This window comes from Paraburkholderia sp. CNPSo 3281 (assembly GCF_024206515.1).
GTDB lineage: Bacteria > Pseudomonadota > Gammaproteobacteria > Burkholderiales > Burkholderiaceae > Paraburkholderia > Paraburkholderia nodosa.
Map to the genome: position 1 here is coordinate 1 of NZ_JAMBPS010000061.1, position 17857 is coordinate 17857.

The following is a 17857-nucleotide window of genomic DNA, read 5'->3' on the forward strand; positions in this document are numbered from 1 at the left end:
GCGCGTTTGAGTACCTTGCTGCGGATTGCGCCGGTCTCGGTCTCGACGTAATGAATCTGGAAAACGCGCTTGGCCAGGTCGATGGCAATGGTCGTGGGTTCCATCTGATTCTCCTTGGCGGCTGGACTGCCGAACCAGCAATGTCGCATGTTCAGGACGCGAGACTGCGGCGCTGGACGGCCCATTAAGGCGGGAGGCGACCATTCCATCTATTTAGCGGAAACGCGACATTTGAACTTTGGACCTACACCTAAAACCGACGACAATTGTTTTTATGTTAAGTCGCGTTTTCTACCCGTGAGACTGACAACCTGTGAACCGCATTGCACTTCGGTGAGTGCCTCTCGTGCAAGACTAGAATGCAGTGCCGATGGCCATGCGAGGGGGCGAGCAGTCCCCCTGCTCGCCCCCCCGGGTGAATACCGCTAATTCAACTTGACCGTTGGCCAAAGACGCTCTCGCAACCATTGGCTCACCGCATACATCAACGCCCGCGTGATGCCAGTCAAACCCATGATGTGCCGGTGGCATAGGTACTTGTAGCAGGAAGTCGCGAACCCCATCCGTCAACGAACAAGGGGCGGCGCTGTCGCTTGCCGGCCATCTCGCTTACGCATGGAACATGACGTATCCCACGTTACCAGGTTTCGCGGCAAAGATGTGGGTAACTGCAAGATCCGGAAGACGCTTACCGCAGTTGTGACTGTATTTCGCGAATTCTTGCTTGAGTCCTCGGCCGACTCATCGGAAGCCAAGAAAAAAGCGGACGATGCCCGCAAGCGTATCGATAGGAAGGCGGGGAAGCTCTAGCGGTTCATCCGGCACTCTGGCTTAAGCCACGGATCCGCGAGTCTAGTGCGGCAAGGACGCGCTTCACCCGTGGCCACCTAGATTGCCACTGCGGCGGCGAACGCCGCCATGACAGCCGCTTCTTCGTCTAGCGCAGTGCAACGATAATCGAATCGCTAGCCCTCATGCCTTATAGACGACACTGGTCGAGCGGTTGAGCAAAGCTAACAGAACAAGGGCGCAAAAGAAGCCGTAGCTTTATGAGGATCATCATTAACGTACGCGCGGGAAGCGCTACGGCGCAGTCGTGAACGCCAAGCGCTCCTCGCACTGACAACACCGAGCAAAATTAGAATGGGGCAGGAAGGCAATCAAGCGCGCGATGGAGATCACACGCGCGGTGGATGGTGGCGCGCGTAGTCGAAAGCCCGGCGCGACCCAGATAATTATTGCGTGCGCAACGTTCACATCCATATTTATGATTGGACTCCGAACTGAAGGAAGTACAAGTCAACAAATCCTTCGAGACGCACTTCGTGGTGCCCAAGCAAATCTACCACGCCATCCCCCGACACCGTCCGCTCCGCTACCATGTCGCTAAGCTCAGTGAGAAGATTCATGTAGCTTTGCATGTAGCTTTGCATGTGGCCGAGCGCGTGCAGATCCTCTCGGCCAGGGGACCATGGCCGTGCTGGCCCGGTGGTTACCGTGAGGCAACCATACCTGTTTCGCGCAAGCGCAAATCTTCCCGATGATCACTCTCTTCGGGTATTTCGTGGGCCTGTACATCACCCCGAGCGTACGCTGGCGCTGCAGTGATGAAAGTAGCGAAGTGCAGGCACTGGATCGCCAGCAACCAAGGGCGTTGTTGTAGCAGTGGCGTGCGACCATCATGACGCGCGATTAAAATCGCAATGGCATAACCGTGCTGTTTTGTCACGCCGGGAATTTTGGATGATCGGATGATTAGATGATTCCTCGAGTGCCATCAAGGCGCTCCCGCTCGAACTGGAATGTGCACCCGGAGTGTCGATGCAAACGATCAAGCACGGCACCGCGTGTTGGCGATAAGGTTGCGCGCGCATTCAATACTTTCGGCAGCTGGACAGACCGCATCATTGCTACTTCCGTTTCAAAGCTTGGAGCCGGGCCTGTTGAAGGCGCGGAAGGCGGGGTCGCGCCTCGACGCGCGCCAGGGGGCAACGCTTGCTACCGTCTGTAGCGTAGATCGTATACATTGAGCGTAGTGCACACCGCACGCAACGCAACGGCTTGCGCTCGACCTCCATGGCTTGGGTTGGCCGTTCAAATCAATGACAGAGGAATCAATGCGCTCCACCATCAGCAAGCTGACTTTCGCCGCGGCTACCGCCGCACTCCTGATTGGCGCCGCCGTGCCTGCGCTCGCACAAACGGAGGCCAGCGCACCGGCCGCCGCCCAGGCTGCGGCCTCGCAACCGCTCACCAAGGAGCAGAAGAAACAGGCCAAGGCGCAGGCCAAAGCGCAGCGCAAGGCAGAGCGCAAGGAAGCCCGCGCAAAGAACGCCGCTGAACTCAAGAAGCTGGAAGATGCCGGCTACAAGCCGGCGCAGACCGACCCGAACTACCCGCAGAACCTGCAGGACGCGCAGAAGAAAGCAAACGCGACCGCAGGCGCCACCAAGTAACGCGCGCTCGCTTCAGTCTTTCACATAAGATCCCCGCATTCGGGCCAGCCTCCCTGCGAGCCCGAATGCCTCTGCCCTCCACAGAGTCCCTGTCGCTTCGTAGCGCTATTTAATGCTGCTGATCTCGCCACGTACATCGCACACCGCTCAACAACGCTCGCGACGGACATGCTAGAAGCTTCATCAGTCGCATCGCCGCAGCCGCCTCCTGAAATAGCGACTCGCGTGGCGTCAATGCTTCATGCACCGCGCTCTCCTGGAGCCGCCAAACGCGGTGACGTCAATCAATACCCTGGCGATGACAGCGTGCGCTTGGGACGTTAGCATGGCAATCCGACCGTCCCGGCACCCCGCTTCGCTGTGCAGCTTACACCGCGCCTTGCAACCACTGCTCCTTGCGTCAGCCGTAGAGCCATTCCATGGTGTCGTGCAATTGCTCCTGTGAGCGCACGACCCACAGCGAGTTGCGCACGAGGCGCTCTACGCCCACGTCTGTTAAATACGCCCCATCTCCCGCGCCGAGTACAGCTCGCGGGCAGTGCGCGGAGCGTGCTTTCTCATAGATCGCAAAGGCCCGTTTGAAATTACCATCCGCGGCCTCATATGCGGAGCCGCGCCCCACAGCGTCTTTGAGCGCCTGGCATAAGCCCTGCGCGAGATTTTTGCGTCATCGGATGCGCTGCATCGCCGAGCAGCGTTGCACGGCCGACGTCCAGCGCTCGACGGTGTCGAGATCGGCGGTCGCTCAGCTGCGCCACGACGTCGGACGGTCGAGTATCTGGCGTGGCTTGGGATGCCCCCGCGCAGTTCGAGTGCACGTCCTCCTTCCTACCATCGCGTACGCCCCGTCTTCCTGTTCGACGAGCTTGTACTGCCGCCCGCCGCGCAGCGGGTAGTGCACAAGACGGCAATGCTGCCCGGCTCATACAACAGGCGCGTTGATCTGCAGATCGGCGGGCACGTTGTCGACGTCGACCACAGCACGACAGACCACGTGCCTCGTTACGCTTAAAAAATAGGAATGGAAACTAAAATTCGATTAATTGATCTATGTTTATGAGCGCTCCCGTTTGCGCTAGCTGCTCGAGGTTTTGACGAATGGAATGGGCCGCAGGTCTACATCCGGTCTCACTGTGGGGGAGCCGCGATCGAGGTTCGGCCGTCGGATGCTCCCACTGATCGCTGGTAATTCGTGACGCGCCGCCAGCCCGAAAAATTCGGATCTCAAGATTCACGCGGCCACGAGTCACATGTTCACATCGAAACTGTGGCGTTACACTGCACGCGGCGCCATTCAAGGCAAGCGTCACTTCAAGTGATCCGATTTTCAGTACCAACTCTGAGTCGGTACATGATCGCGACTACCCTTCATTTTATTTTTCTCATCGACGAATACAAGCTTTGGGTGCCAACCCGCCGCGCGTTCGTTCTCGTCCACCATCGCAAACGCTGCGATGATTACAAGATCGCCGAGTTGTGCCCGTCTAGCGGCTGAGCCATTGAGCGAAATCATGCCGCTTCCCCGCTCTCCTTTGATGGCATATGTGGAAAAACGCTCACCGTTATTGATATTCCAGACATCGATACGTTCATTTTCGACAAGCCCCGCCGCGTCCAACAGATCTTCATCAATCGCGCAAGATCCTTCGTAGTGAAGTTCGCAGTGGGTGACAACAACGCGGTGAATCTTTGACTTCAGCATATTGCGTTGCATGTAATCTTCCTCTCTTAATTATTGAGTGTTGGGACTACCTCACTCTCATGACCAATAACGCGGGCAGTGCCTCCTCAACCGCTTGATTTCTGCAGTTCGATAAGCAGATCCTTCGCGGCAAGACGATTGCCTGCCTGTCCATGCACGGCGGCGATCACGCAATCACGGTCAGCCGCGATATGCGTCTCCATCTTCATTGCCTCGAGTGCAACTAACGTGCTGCCTGCGGCCACGCGTTGCCCAGGTTGAACTGCTACCGCCATCACCGAGCCTGGCATCGGCGCAGCGACATGCAGCAGGTCTTCCGGATTGGCCACCGCGCGGCCCTTGCGCATCGCCGATGCCAGAGCGCTACGCCCACATGCTGTGGATTTTCTCGCAGCCCCCTTACTCATGCTTCACTTCCGGGAAATGTTCGCCTGCATAATGCTCCTGCATCGTTAGCGCGACGCAACCGCCAGCTTCGCTGGTGGATGGCGGCCATCTGGTCGGCTCCCACTGAGCGTTTGGCTAGCCTTTATCTACTTAACGGCGGCTGCGATGTATATCATTATTTTTGACGCTTGATCCCGTCCAGTATCACCTGACACAGCTTTTTCGCCATAACGGCCGGCGGCGATTCTGCTGCCATATGCGGATACCATTTATAGGCCCAATTGCATATTCCCAGGAAAGCGAAAACCGTGACGTCCGGATCGAATTTTCGAAGTCTCCCTGCGGAAATGCCGTCTGTGATGATCTTTCGGATCCGCTGGAAATACTCCTCCCGCCGCTTGCGAATCTGCTTCCGGTGCTCATCTTCCAGATCGCCGTAGTGGTCCATGAAGGCGCGTACATATCCAGGATGCTCCGCGATTTGGCGAAGAGCGGACGCGCAAGCCTTGACAAGCAGTTCGGCAGGATCAGAACAGATATCGGCATCCGCATCCAAGTCATCCAGCAAAGTGTCCATATGGATCTGATGCATCTCGAAGAGAATGTCGGCTTTGCTTGGGAAATAGTGATAAAGGGTTGGCTTTCCGAGTCCGGCTTCGTCTGCCAGCATTTGCATCGTCATTTTATGGTAGCCAACTTTATCGAATAAGTCGGCACAATGCAGGATGATCTCCAGCCGTCTTTCACCGTGGGCGGTGGTGATGACCTGCGTCTTTGCTTTTCTTCCCGTTTCCATTGATTACCCTTTTCTGTTACCACCAGCTTTCTTGAAATCGACGTCCTGCTTGCACGCATAAAGGCATTCAAGCTATTCGGGCAACAGCTGAATCCTCTCCGCACGTGTTGTGAATTCGGAGCGACACTGAGCCCGATGATGACCGCTGGATGTGGAACGCCTGCGGCAAAGCTTCGCGCAATTCAGTTCATTCGACAGCCAGGTTGATAGTCGGGCTAATCATGCACCTGGTCCGTATTAGCGGAACTATCCACATTCGGCCTTGCTTACAAGGGGCATCGTTTCGCGTATTGCGATTTTAGCATGGGGGCCACACCCCTCACGACATCGAGCCTGCGCTTTGGCGCGGTCTCCGGGCCTTGCTTGAACAACGTTCTCCCGGATCGCGGCACTGCGAGCTGATTTAGATAAATGAAGGCACGCAGAAAAATCGCGTGACGCAGACCACGGTTTTCAAGGCGTCTTTGGCATCAGGATGCATGGCGCCGCGGCCGACGGAGGTACTCATCGTCGGCCCTCAAGACGTAACCTATTCTAACGGCCGGATTTGTTTATGGATGATTTACTTACATAAGAATCGATTTTATGTTAAATTACCACATTGAACAGATGTAGACACGAGCGAAGATCCGCTCACACAATAACTCCCCCCTTCTCCAGCACTGATTTCCGTTAGGTATGCACGCAAGTATTCGCGGCACACCCAACGGAAATCCACCACTCAGTCGCTCGCCACTTGCAGCTCGATGAGCAGATCCTTCGCCGCAACGCGATCGCCTGCCTGTACATGCACGGCGGCGATCATGCAATCGCGGTCGGCCGCGATATGCGTCTCCATCTTCATCGCCTCGAGTGCAATCAGCGTGCTGCCCGCTGGCACGCGCTGTGCGGGTTGAACCGCGACGGCCACCACCGAGCCCGGCATGGGCGCTGCGACATGCAGCGGATTTTCCGGATCGGCCACTGCCCTGCCCTTGCGCACCGCCGATGCCTGCGCTGCGCTACGCTGCTCGACAGCGGCCGTGCGCGATTGGCCATTCAGTTCGAACTGGACCTTCACCATGCCCTCGTTACCGTCGGCGTGCTGACCCTGGAGCGAGATGAGCAGTGTCTTGCCGGCGTCAATATCGACAGCGACCTCTTCCTGCTGTTGCAGGCCGTAAAGGAATGCAGGTGTGGGCAATACCGACGTATCGCTGTATGCACGCAGGTGCGCGTGAAAGTCAGCCGTCTGCTTTGGGTACATCAGGTACGAAGCCAGCTGCCGGTCGTCGAGCGGATGTTCGCAGGCGGCCTCACCCTTCACGCGGGCGGCTGCCAGATCGACCGGGGGAAGCTGGTCGCCCGGACGATAGGGCGCGGGCGGCTCGCTGCGCAGGACCTTGCGCGACAGGTCCGCGGGGAAGCCGTCGGGCGGGAAGCCGAGTTCACCCTTGAAGAGCGACACGACCGACCCCGGAAATGTGACGTCCTTCGCCGGGTCGCACACGTCGGCAGCGCTCAGGTCATTTGCCACCATCATGAGCGCCATATCCCCCACGACCTTGGAGGTCGGCGTCACCTTGACGATATCGCCGAACATCTTGTTGACATCCGCGTATGCACACGACACCTCGGTCCAGCGGTGCTCGATGCCCAGTGAGCGCGCCTGTTCGCGCAGGTTCGTGTACTGCCCGCCTGGCATCTCGTGACGGTAGACGTCGGCGGTGCCGGCGCGGATGTCCGATTCGAACGGCGCGTAGTAGCGACGCACCCCTTCCCAGTACGTCGATGCCTCATGCAGCCGCTCGAGGCTGAGACCCGGATCGCGCTCGCTTCCGGCCAGCGCGGCCGCGATGCTCGAGAGGTTCGGCTGGGAGGTCAGGCCGCTCATGGCATCGAGCGCGCCATCGACCGCATCGCAGCCCGCATGGATCGCGGCGAGCGCCGAAGCCGCCGAAATGCCGCTTGTATCGTGCGTATGGAAGTGCACCGGCAAGCCGGTCTCTTCCTTGAGCGCCTTCACGAGCGCCGCGGCCGCCTGCGGACGGCAGATGCCCGCCATGTCCTTGATGCCGAGAATGTGCACCCCGGCCTGCTGGAGTTCGCGTGCGATCCGCACGTAGTATTTCAGGTCATACTTCGAGCGTGCAGGGTCGAACAGGTCGCCCGTATAGCAGATCGCGCCTTCGCAAAGGCCGCCGCTTTCGCGCACCGCGTCGATGGCGACGCGCATGTTGCGCACCCAGTTCAGCGAATCGAACACTCGGAACACGTCCACGCCCGCGCTCGCCGCCTGCTGCACGAAGAAGCGCACGACATTGTCTGCGTAGTTCGTATAGCCGACGGCGTTCGACCCGCGCAGCAGCATCTGGAAGAGAATGTTGGGCACCCGTTCGCGCAATTGCGCGAGGCGTTGCCACGGGTCCTCCTTGAGGAAGCGCAGCGCCACATCGAATGTCGCGCCGCCCCAGCACTCCATCGAGAACAGCTGCGGAAGCTCACGTGCGTAGAACGGCGCGATCGGCAGCATGTCGGCGGTGCGCATGCGCGTGGCGAACAGCGACTGGTGTGCGTCGCGCATCGTGGTGTCGGTCAGCAGCACCTGCTTCTGGTCCAGCATCCACTTCGCGAATCGGTCCGCGCCGAGTTCGCGCAGGCGGTCTCGCGTGCCCGTTGGCACAGGGCCGCCCGTGTCCACACCAGGCAGAACCGGCTTCGACAGCGGCAGCGCAGGCAGGGAGCGCCCCGCCATCTCCGGATGACCGTTCACACTGGTCTCGCCGAGATAGCGCAGCAACTTGGTGGCGCGGTCACGCCGTTTCGCGAAGGCCAGCAACTCGGGGGTTCGGTCGATGAAGCGCGTCGTCACCTCTCCTCGCCCGAAGGCCGGATGGTTGATGACGTTCTCGAGGAACTGCAGGTTCGACGCGACGCCGCGAATGCGGAACTCGCGCAGCGCACGATCCATACGTCGAATCGATTCGGGAGCGGTCGGCGCCCACGTGGTCACCTTGACCAGCAATGAATCGTAGTACGGGGTAATTTCCGCGCCACCGTAGGCTGTTCCCGCGTCGAGCCGCACACCGAAGCCCGAGGCGCTGCGGTACGCAGACAGGCGCCCGTAGTCAGGCAGGAAGCCATTGTCGGGGTCCTCGGTCGTGATCCGGCATTGCAGCGCATGGCCATTCAGCGCAATTTCGGCCTGTGCAGGCACACCTGCCGCGCGTTCGACCGCGGCACCGGTTTCTTGCACGCGATCTTCGATGAGGCCAATGCGCCCGCCTTCCGTGATGCGAATCTGCGCCTTGACGATATCGACGCCGGTGATCATTTCCGTCACCGTATGCTCGACCTGTATGCGCGGATTCACCTCGATGAAGTAGAACTGGCTGGTGTCGGCGTCCATGAGGAATTCCACCGTGCCCGCATGCGTGTAGCCGACCGCACGCATCAGGCGCAGCGCCGCTTCACAAAGCTCGGCACGGCCGGCGGAATCAAGGTACGGTGCAGGCGCGCGCTCGACGACTTTCTGGTTGCGCCGCTGCACCGTGCAGTCGCGTTCGTGCAGATGCACGAGGTTGCCGTGCGCATCGCCGAGCACCTGCACCTCGACGTGGCGCGCGTTGCGCACGAGCTTCTCGACATAGACTTCGTCATTGCCGAATGCCGCGAGCGCTTCGCGGCGCGCCGCGGCAATCGACGTTTCGAGATCCTGTTCGCTTTCGAGCACGCGCATGCCGCGACCTCCACCGCCCCAGCTTGCCTTAAGCATCAACGGGTAGCCGATTTGCGCGGCGAGGCGCTTGCATAGCTCCGGTTCGTGCGGCAAGGGATCGGAAGCTGGCATCACCGGCACGCCCGCAGCGATCGCGGCGTTGCGCGCAGCGACCTTGTTGCCGAGCATGCGCATCACCTCGGGCGTCGGGCCGATCCAGCGCATGCCAGCGTCGATCACCGCCTGGGCGAAATCCGGATTCTCGGAGAGAAAGCCATAGCCGGGATGGATCGCGTCGACCTTCGCCTGTCTTGCGATACGGAGGACGTCGTCGATGTCGAGGTACGCTGCAAGCGGCTTCCTACCCTCGCCAACCAGGTAGCTTTCGTCGGACTTGAAGCGGTGCAGTGCGAGACGGTCCTCCTTCGAGTAGATGGCGACCGTGCGAATGTCCATCTCCGCGGCGGCGCGCATCACACGGATTGCGATCTCGGAACGGTTGGCAATCAGCAGGGACTTGATAGGTGCGTAGGTCATCATATGCGGCTCGCGCCAGGCCGGCCGAGCGAGGTTATGGCGATACGTAACGGGTCGGGCTACATATCAAAGGATGTCGATGGAAGTGACTGCGGTCGCCAACGCGCTGAACAACTGCGTTTGTTGTGCGCTGTGCGATGCGCTCAGAACTGGTCTAACTCGCCGGAGAGCGTGTGCAAGTCCATCCAGTCATACTGGTCATGCGAGGTTGACCACGCCCAGCTCGAGGATTGGCACGTGCCGGCGTGGCGACTTTCGCTTCCTGGACTGTTCTCGTGGGCCGGCAGGTCCGTGGCACGGTTCGCGTGCACTAATCGCCTTGATTCCTCGATGTCGTTCACATTTGTCTCCTCACTGAAGGTTCCGCGCTGGCCTCGCTCCGTTCAAGGACGGGCGGCGAGCGTTCGAACAATATTTCGCGTCGTGTGCGGGGGGGCGTGCACGCAAGAAGCGCGCCATGTCATGTTTGGCGTGGAAAGCCTCGAACTCCTGCCATCCAGTCGCTCGGACACACTAAGGATGAATTCAAATCTGAAACCATGCGTTTCAACTCTGAAAGATGAACGCGGCGTGCAGCTCGCGATTCGCGCCGCGCTGTCAGGACCCGACGCTGTTCACGGACATTGTGGCCTCGCGCATCCTGTTTTCTATGGACAAGGCGCGGGAGAAGTTCCGTCGCAGCTTCACCGTCAAATGGAGCGGACCGGGTGGCCCGTCCACTACCCCATCCAGACTGGGACCCTGATAAATTGGGTAGGCCCCATGGCAGGCGGTCATTGGAGAACATCCCGCCCTGGCATGCTCCGGCCGATATCGAGCTATGCCGTGCGGCCTTCTCGGGCTCGCACGAGGGCAATCACGCTATGTTGTCTAACGCGAATGATGTGTCGTCACTCAGATACACCTAAAAAAGCCCCGCAGACTTTTACGTCGCAGGGCTTTGATTGAAACCTTACCTGGCTACCAGACCATCGAGGATGACTCGGCAGAGTTTTTCGGCCATCTCGGGAGGCGGACACTCTGAGGCCATACGCGGGTACCACTTGTAGGCCCAGTTGCAAATCCCCAGGAAAGTAAAGACGGTGATATCAGGATCATTGTCACGGAAGGCACCAGAAGACATACCGTCAGTGATAATCTTGCGAATACGCTTAAGGTACTTGTCGCGTAGTTTGCGAATCTGCCCGCGGTGTTCATCTTGCAGATCACCATAGTGGTCCATGAACGCTCGCACATATCCAGGATGCTCAGCAATTTGACGCAAGGTCGAGGTACAGGCTCTAATCAGCAATGATGCTGCATCCGTACACCCATGGCTCGTATCCTCGATATCCTCTGTCAGAAGCTCCATGTGCGTCTGGTGCATTTCAAAGAGAATCGCAGCTTTACTAGGGAAGTAATGGTAAAGCGTAGGCTTGCCCATGCCAGCTTCGTCGGCCAACATTTGCATAGTCATCTTGTAGTAGCCGACCTTGTCAAACAGGTCAGCACAGTGATCAAAGATCTTCAGTCTTTTCTCACTGTGCTCAGGTGTCATTGTTGTCTTAGCTTTACCCATCATTTCCTTAGCTTTCCCGTTTGTTATCCAGTGCACTCGTAATGCACAACAACTACCCGCTCGAATTAGCCTGCGGTCAGCAGGGCAATAGCGTTCTTCTGCAAGGTCTTCTTGTCGACCTTGCCGGTGGTGGTGACAAGCATTCTGTCAATAATCACAAGATGCTCAGGCCACTTCTTCTTCGTCAGCCCAATAGCTTCCAAATGAGCTGTCAAATCCGACAGTTGCAAGGTTGGGAAACCCGGCCGGATGACACAGATAGCGCAAGCTTGTTCACCGAGTTTCGGGTGCGGCACCCCGACGACAACCGTGTCTTCGATGGCAGGGTGCTTGAGTACAGCGGCTTCGACTTCAGCGGGGTCAACGTTGTAACCACCACGAATGATCTGGTCCTTCAAGCGGCCAACAACCTTGATATAGCCATTCTGACCGACAACGATTTCATCGCCGGTGAGGAAATAACCGTTTGCTGTCAGTCGGTACTCCTGACTGCCCAGTCCTTCTGCGTACTTGAGGAACAGCGACGGCCCCTTGACACCTGCTTGACCGCGCTCACCTGCGGGCAAAGGGTTGAATTGAGCGTCAAGTGCTTGATCCTGAGTGCCCGGGAAGGGCTTGCCGTCCGAGTTCTGACGTACTTCCAGTGAGTCCGTTGGCAGGGCGCTGCAATGACCCATGCACTCAGACATGCCGTACATACGCAGTACCGGAATGCCAAGCAGCTCGTCAGCGTCTGCAATCAGTTGCGAGGTCATAGCCGATCCGCCGACTGCGAGAGCTTTCAGCGGGCTACGCTTCGACCACTGGCCAGAACGAGCACACTCGACCATCGTATGCAGGTGAGTCGGAACACACATACCCCACCGGCAGTTATGCGCGTCCATGAGCTCCAACGCACGGCGAGGCTCCCACGGATCAACGATGATCAGCGGATGGCCCAGCGACAGGCTGAAGTGCAGCGTGAACGTGAATCCGGGTGCGCTTCCGAGGGGCACTACGCCGATAATCGCATCACCGGGTTCGAGAGCGGCAATCCTGGCACAGGCACGCGTAGCATAATTCATCCCGTACACGGAGTGCATCACACCCTTGGGGATACCCGTCGTACCGGAAGTGAAGGCTATAAGCGCCGCCTTCTTGTCGGCTTCGTCCCACGTGCGATCTTGACGTTCGCACAGAGTGAGGTAGAGGCCTTCGACGCCGGGGATAGTCTTTGCGTCGACTTCTGACGAACCGATAAGCGCTACGTGACCGAGACGCTGCTCGATGACACTGCGCTCTGATTTGCCGAGATCCGGCGTGTAGGGACAGGCAACGGCACCAACGCTGGAGATCGCGAGCGCTGCAGCGAGTGTATTCGCAGTCTTGCGGCCTTCGACCATCACGCGGTCGTGAGTACCGACACCGCTGGCGCCCAGCTCTTTAGCGATCAGAGTCGCGAGCCCGTGGAGTTCTGAGCGACTCCATTCGCGACCTGTGCCGTCTACGACGGCGAGTGCCTGTGCGTCTGCTTCGTGCAGAGCATCGAACTGCTGCCAAAGCGAGGCGTCAGTCCAGACTAGCCCTTCGGCTGAATATTCGGTAATTCGGTTGTTAAGCAATCGTCTGCCCCCCGTCTACGATATATGTTTGCCCGGTAATAAATCCGCCAGCGTCAGACGCCAGTAGAGCGACCGTACCCGTAAGTTCGATGGGTTTTCCGAACCGATGCAAGAGGATATCATTGAGCAGTTTCGCTTTCTGATCCTCAGGAACAGTTTTCGTCATTCCAGTTTCGATTGAGCCGGGAGCAATTGCGTTCACACGAATGCCGTGCGAGGCCCATTGCGCAGCGAGATTGCTTGTCAGATGAACAATCGCAGCCTTACTTGTCGTGTACGGAACGACTTGTCCTTTCTCTGGCGTGTAGGACAGATATGCGCCAACGGATGCTACGTTGATGATCGCCCCCCCTTGGCCGCGGGCAATCATGTGACGGGCAACATGGCGGCAGGCCAGGAAGGTACCCGTCACGTTCACGTCCATCACCTTCTGCCAGCCTGAGAGGGGAATGTCTTCAGGCAGACCCCACCACGAAGCGCCTGCGTTGTTGATCAGAATATCGATCTGACCCAGTTCTTCGACAACGCGGGCAACGGCAACCTCAACTTCAGCTTCGTTCGAGACATCGCAGCGCAGGCCCAGAGTCCGCACACCGAAGCGTGGTCCGATATCGTTTGCCACGGCCTCGCATTCTTCTACTTTGCGAGACATGAAGGCTACGCTACAGCCGAGGTCAGCGAGTGCTGCACCCATTGCGACGGCCATGTCACCGCGACCGCCATTAATGAGAGCAACGCGACCATCGAGGCGAAAACTTCGAGCGACGAAACCTTTTTCAAGCGTGGACATTAGTTGCCCTCCTTAGGCGCATGGAGAGCATACATATCCGCTTCTTCAGTAATCAGAGCAATACGCTTGCCCTTCATCCGGCCCACGTGAGCAACAGCATCTTTCCATTCCTGCGACAGAAATGCTGCATCGAGAGTTGCGCGATCCGGAAACGTCAGAACCGCGTGACCGTCGTATGCGGGTCCTTCAGGGTGATCGTAGTCGTGCACAATCACCCCATGGCGATATGCCTGCAAGCCCGGCAATTTCCGGCCATACGCAGCATGCTCACCCCGCCACCAAGCGGTGAACTGCTCGGCAGTCCACTCCGGCGGGCGAGAGGCCAAAATCACAAGGCTTACAGTCACTATCGTTCTCCGTCTACTTACTTACCGATCCACTTCGGTTGACGCTTTTCCAGGAACGCGCGCACGCCTTCCTTAGCATCTTCCGAATGGTGGACGACGTTACACGTCATCGTTTCGAGCGTAATCAGGCTGTTCGTGTCTGCGTCGAGGCCACGGTTGACAGCCATCTTCGTCATCCACATACAGAACGGCGACTTGTCGATCAGCGGTGCGCAGAAGTCCTGGATCAGCTGGTCAAACTCAGCGCGCGGTGCGCATGCGCTCATCAGGCCCCATTCTACGCATTCCTTGCCCGTCAGCAGCTTGCCCGTGAGCATCAATTCCTTCGACTTGCGCGTACCGATCATGCGCGGAAGACGATAGATCGGGCCTGCACCGCCGAAGAGCGCACGGCGGATATGGAAGTCACCAACCTTGGCTTCTTCCGTTGCGAGTGCAAAGTCGCACGAGATCATGAGTTCGAAGCCACCGGCGACGGCGTAACCGTCAACAGCTGCGATGGTCGGCTTCTTCATGTTGAAGATCTTGTCGTACGTGCGTGCCGAGTCGATTGCGAGTTGCAGCGACGTGGACGTTTCTTGCAGCACCGGGCCGACGAGCCTGCCGAGGTCAGCACCTGCGCAGAACGTGTTTTCACGACCACGGAACACGACGGCGAGAACGTTGTTATCTTCCGCTGCGCGATCAACGGCAGCTTCGAGATCCTTCAGAAGTTGCGGGCTTACGCAGTTGCGAACGTGCGGGCGATTCAGCCAAATCGTGGCGATGCCGTTGTCAGCAACTTCGTACTGGATCACGTCCTTCTCTTGGTTCACTTCGCTCATGTCAGTTCCTGTGTGATAGTCATAACAGTGCAGTGTCGGATGCTAGCTTCTCCCGAAAGGAAGTAGAGCTGTATCTGAGTACTCGACCGACCATGCGGTCGAGTCACTAATTTACCACCGCCACTCACAATGTCAAGTCAATACTTAGTCCTTGCAAACAGCGAATACGATCCTGCGGGGAGCTTCCAGATTAGAAGCGGTGACGAATGCCAATAGTCACGCCAAGCTGGTCCTTCGCGCCCTGCGTGAGGTAGTAAGCATCGATGTTGCTGTTAGCCGTGCTGTCCATGTCTTCAGCTGCGTTACGTGCATATGACGTGACGAGGTACACGTCTGTGCGCTTTGACAGGAAGTAGCTAGTGAAGAAGCTGATTTGCCACGGGTTGCCGATACGACCATCAGCTGCGGTACCGCTCGTCTTCATCGTTGACAGACGATCGTAGTAGACGCCGAGACCGCTCCTGATGAGGGGCGTGAAATTGTACTGAGCACCAGCCCAGAAGTAGTCGCCCCGATAAACAACAATGCCGTTCTGGTCTGTCGTACGCCCATAGCTGTAACCACCCATGAGTTTCAGGTCGCTGGTGACCATATAGCTACCGCCAACAGCAATCTTGGTACCCGTCCAGTTATCGCCGGTACCCGTAGTCGCCATTGATGGGAAGATTTGGTCAACGCCGAACGCCAACAACATCGGGCCGTCCGTATAGGTAGCGCCGATACCCCATGCCGTGTTGTCGTGGAAGGCGCCGGGGATCTGACCGTTGCCGCCGTTAGCGACTGGAAGGCCGTTATAGGTCACTTGAGCCGCGCTAAAGCTGTAGTGACCTTCGACCATTACCTTGCCGAAGTTGCCGACGTACTTAATCATACTGTCTTGACGGTAGTTGCTACCCGTTTCTATCGTGACCGGCTCATACATAGTTGCCAGGTTGATCGGTCCGAGCGTTGCCATCACTTCGAGCAACGTTGTGTACTGACGACCGAGCGAGATAGCGCCCCAGTCAGCGGACTTAAGTCCGACGAAGGCCATACGGCCAAACATACGACCGCCCTGCTGGAGCTGGCCGGTGGTCAGGCCGAAGCCGTTCTCCAACTGGAAGAATGCCGACAGGCCGCCGCCGAGGTCTTCGTTGCCCTTGAAGCCCCACCGCGAGTTCGACAGCCCACCGCTCGAATTCAAGGACCAACGATTACCGCCTGGCTTCGGAACGGGAAGGCCGTTTGCACCCAGGCTGGGCGCGCCCGATGCCTGGTTAGTGACGAACTCAAGAGGGGCATCTACGACGCCGTACATTATCACGCTAGAGTCTGCGTGTGCTGCCTGATCAAACGAAGCAAGTACTGTCAAAGCGAGAAGCGTTTTTTTCATGTATATAGCCTCCAAATCTCCAAACTACTTGTGGGCATTTCTGGTAACCAGAAACGTAAAACGTGCGGGGTTTGCAGTCGCGCTCACGCGCGATTCATTGACGGGCGTAGAGGAGAACGATCACCTACGTGATGATCCGTACTTCTAATCAATGTCTTTCTATTTTTTGATTAGGTACATCAACTACACCGCTACCACGTTAATCAAGCAGTATGGCGAATCTACTCGACCGACTGGTCGGGTGTCAACAAGGGTAACTATGGAGCATGGGGTTCCAGACCTCTTGTTGTAGACACAACCGTGCCTAGCGCGTACCCGGACGACAGTTGACGCCCGACCAGTCGGTCGAGTACCATTGATCGCCATGAGATGCGATCTCGAGCGAAGGTGTCGAGCAGTTATTTCAATCTGGATCTATATAGATCTGAAGGAGACAGCGTGGGTCACGAAACATTGGAATGCGACCTCTTGGTCATCGGCTCTGGCATGGCAGGACTGTCTGCCGCTGGTTGGGCAGCTGAGCGAGGCGCACGCGTCGTCGTAGTTGAGAAAGCATCGACGCGAGGTGGCTCGGCTGTGCTCAGCGGAGGCGTTATCTGGACTGCGACTTCGGCTTCCAAGATGTCGATGTATGGCTGCGGCGATCCCAAGCTGGGCGATGTCGTGCTAGATACCTATCCTCAGGCGCTCGCTTGGATACGCTCACGTGGCATTCAGGTCAATCCTGCCATGAACGTCCTGCATGGCCGTGGCTACGCAGTCGATTTGATTCACCATCTCGACGACTGCATTCAGATGGTAGAAAAAGCGGGCGGCTATATCGTATACGAGACAATGACCGAAACGTTGCTCAAAGACGACGCAGGGAAAGTCATCGGGGCACGCACTGTTTGCGCCGATGGCACTGTAGACGTCATCGCTGCGAACACTATTCTTGCTACGGGTGGTTACCAGGGCTCACCTGAACTCCGCGCACAAAACATCCATGAAAATGCACGCAACCTTCTCCTGCGCTCCAACCCAGTTTCGCAGGGTGATGGTATCCGTCTGGGTATCGAGGCCGGTGGCGTCTTCAACAAGGACAACAAGGGCTTCTACGGCCACCTGGTGACGAAGAGCCCGAACTGGGGCCAAGAGCGCTACTACACGGGTCTTAGCCAATACCACAGCGACCACTCGCTGCTGTTCAATGAACAGGGCTTCCGTTACTGCGATGAAACTGAGGGCGATCATACGAACACGTATCGCACGGTTTTCGAATCCAATGCACGCGCTATCCTGCTCTGGGACAAGCGTATTCAGGAAACGTACGCGACGGCTCACGTTGTGCTTTCTGCGCCCCCGCTGGATAAATACAAGGTCGCTATCGAGAACGGCGGTGAGGGCGTGCACACGACAGACGTCGCTGCACTGGAGAAGTTTGCGACGGCTCACGGCTTCGACGGCGCGCAATTCGTGAAGAGCCTTGCTGAATATCAGGAAGGCGCTACCAATGCTTGGGAAAACTTGAATCCCCCGCGACGTGAATCGGCTATCCCACTGGATGGTGAATACTACGCTCTCGTAGTGTATTCAGCTATCACATTTACGTTCGGCGGTCTGATGATCGATACCGATGCGCGCGTGCTCAAGGACGATGGCTCTGTGCTTCTGGGCCTCCTCGCAGCGGGTTCGGATGCCGGTGGCGCATACGGTATCGGCTACGCGGGTGGTCTTGCAATGGCTATAACGTTCGGTATCACGGCAGCTCAAACAGCTGGTTGGAAATGAGAACAGTAGTTCATCCAGTT

General features: G+C 57.8%; 11 protein-coding genes and 2 pseudogenes. 2 read left to right on the forward strand and 11 right to left on the reverse strand.

The features are described 5' to 3' along the window. The first annotated feature begins 2117 nt into the window (after positions 1 to 2117). Positions 2118 to 2456: a DUF4148 domain-containing protein gene (locus M3I56_RS34495; RefSeq protein ID WP_254357814.1), complete on the forward strand. Its 339-nt coding sequence runs from the start codon at positions 2118 to 2120 to the stop codon at positions 2454 to 2456. Positions 2457 to 2856: 400 nt separating this feature from the next. Here the strand turns inward: M3I56_RS34495 and M3I56_RS41450 are convergent. The 11 genes and pseudogenes from M3I56_RS41450 to M3I56_RS34545 all read right to left on the reverse strand — a co-directional run. Continuing rightward, a pseudogene (locus tag M3I56_RS41450) lies at positions 2857 to 3462 on the reverse strand (FAD-dependent monooxygenase); the annotation flags it as partial. A 321-nt stretch (positions 3463 to 3783) separates the two neighbouring features. Then, positions 3784 to 4170 (reverse strand): aspartate 1-decarboxylase, encoded by a 387-nt coding sequence (gene panD / locus M3I56_RS34500; RefSeq protein WP_254357815.1) that lies wholly within the window; start codon positions 4168 to 4170, stop codon positions 3784 to 3786. A gap of 74 nt (positions 4171 to 4244) precedes the next feature. Then, positions 4245 to 4514 (reverse strand): annotated as a pseudogene (locus M3I56_RS34505) (biotin/lipoyl-containing protein); the annotation flags it as partial. A 206-nt stretch (positions 4515 to 4720) separates the two neighbouring features. Next, positions 4721 to 5341, reverse strand: coding sequence for a TetR/AcrR family transcriptional regulator (locus M3I56_RS34510; protein ID WP_254357816.1), 621 nt, complete (start codon positions 5339 to 5341; stop codon positions 4721 to 4723). A gap of 721 nt (positions 5342 to 6062) precedes the next feature. Beyond that, positions 6063 to 9575 carry a pyruvate carboxylase gene (locus M3I56_RS34515; protein WP_254357842.1) on the reverse strand — a complete coding sequence of 1171 codons (3513 nt, stop codon included), beginning with the start codon at positions 9573 to 9575 and terminating at the stop codon, positions 6063 to 6065. Between the two features lie 952 nt (positions 9576 to 10527). Continuing rightward, entirely contained in the window at positions 10528 to 11136 is a 609-nt protein-coding gene (locus tag M3I56_RS34520) for a TetR/AcrR family transcriptional regulator (protein WP_254357817.1), read from the reverse strand. A gap of 62 nt (positions 11137 to 11198) precedes the next feature. Next, positions 11199 to 12734: a class I adenylate-forming enzyme family protein gene (locus M3I56_RS34525; RefSeq protein ID WP_254357818.1), complete on the reverse strand. Its 1536-nt coding sequence runs from the start codon at positions 12732 to 12734 to the stop codon at positions 11199 to 11201. Continuing rightward, the gene (locus M3I56_RS34530) at positions 12727 to 13524 is read right to left on the reverse strand and encodes an SDR family oxidoreductase (RefSeq protein WP_254357819.1); all 798 of its coding nucleotides are present in this window, start codon (positions 13522 to 13524) and stop codon (positions 12727 to 12729) included. The genes M3I56_RS34525 and M3I56_RS34530 overlap by 8 nt, the downstream gene beginning before the upstream one ends. After that, positions 13524 to 13871 carry an EthD domain-containing protein gene (locus tag M3I56_RS34535; RefSeq protein WP_254357820.1) on the reverse strand — a complete coding sequence of 116 codons (348 nt, stop codon included), beginning with the start codon at positions 13869 to 13871 and terminating at the stop codon, positions 13524 to 13526. The genes M3I56_RS34530 and M3I56_RS34535 overlap by 1 nt, the downstream gene beginning before the upstream one ends. A gap of 17 nt (positions 13872 to 13888) precedes the next feature. Then, positions 13889 to 14695 carry an enoyl-CoA hydratase/isomerase family protein gene (locus M3I56_RS34540; protein WP_254357821.1) on the reverse strand — a complete coding sequence of 269 codons (807 nt, stop codon included), beginning with the start codon at positions 14693 to 14695 and terminating at the stop codon, positions 13889 to 13891. Between the two features lie 190 nt (positions 14696 to 14885). Then, on the reverse strand, positions 14886 to 16067 hold the full coding sequence (locus M3I56_RS34545; RefSeq protein ID WP_254357822.1) for a porin: 1182 nt from the start codon (positions 16065 to 16067) through the stop codon (positions 14886 to 14888). A 438-nt stretch (positions 16068 to 16505) separates the two neighbouring features. Between M3I56_RS34545 and M3I56_RS34550 the strand changes: the two genes are divergently transcribed. Next, positions 16506 to 17837 (forward strand): FAD-dependent oxidoreductase, encoded by a 1332-nt coding sequence (locus M3I56_RS34550; protein ID WP_254357823.1) that lies wholly within the window; start codon positions 16506 to 16508, stop codon positions 17835 to 17837. Positions 17838 to 17857 lie beyond the last annotated feature (20 nt).

Bases quoted from the DNA above. Each gene is read 5' to 3' on its own strand.
- M3I56_RS34495 (WP_254357814.1), top strand. From the start codon at position 2,118: ATGCGCTCCACCATCAGCAAGCTGACTTTCGCCGCGGCTACCGCCGCA.
- panD (WP_254357815.1), bottom strand. From the start codon at position 4,170: ATGCAACGCAATATGCTGAAGTCAAAGATTCACCGCGTTGTTGTCACC.
- M3I56_RS34510 (WP_254357816.1), bottom strand. From the start codon at position 5,341: ATGGAAACGGGAAGAAAAGCAAAGACGCAGGTCATCACCACCGCCCAC.
- M3I56_RS34515 (WP_254357842.1), bottom strand. From the start codon at position 9,575: ATGACCTACGCACCTATCAAGTCCCTGCTGATTGCCAACCGTTCCGAG.
- M3I56_RS34520 (WP_254357817.1), bottom strand. From the start codon at position 11,136: ATGATGGGTAAAGCTAAGACAACAATGACACCTGAGCACAGTGAGAAA.
- M3I56_RS34530 (WP_254357819.1), bottom strand. From the start codon at position 13,524: ATGTCCACGCTTGAAAAAGGTTTCGTCGCTCGAAGTTTTCGCCTCGAT.
- M3I56_RS34540 (WP_254357821.1), bottom strand. From the start codon at position 14,695: ATGAGCGAAGTGAACCAAGAGAAGGACGTGATCCAGTACGAAGTTGCT.
- M3I56_RS34545 (WP_254357822.1), bottom strand. From the start codon at position 16,067: ATGAAAAAAACGCTTCTCGCTTTGACAGTACTTGCTTCGTTTGATCAG.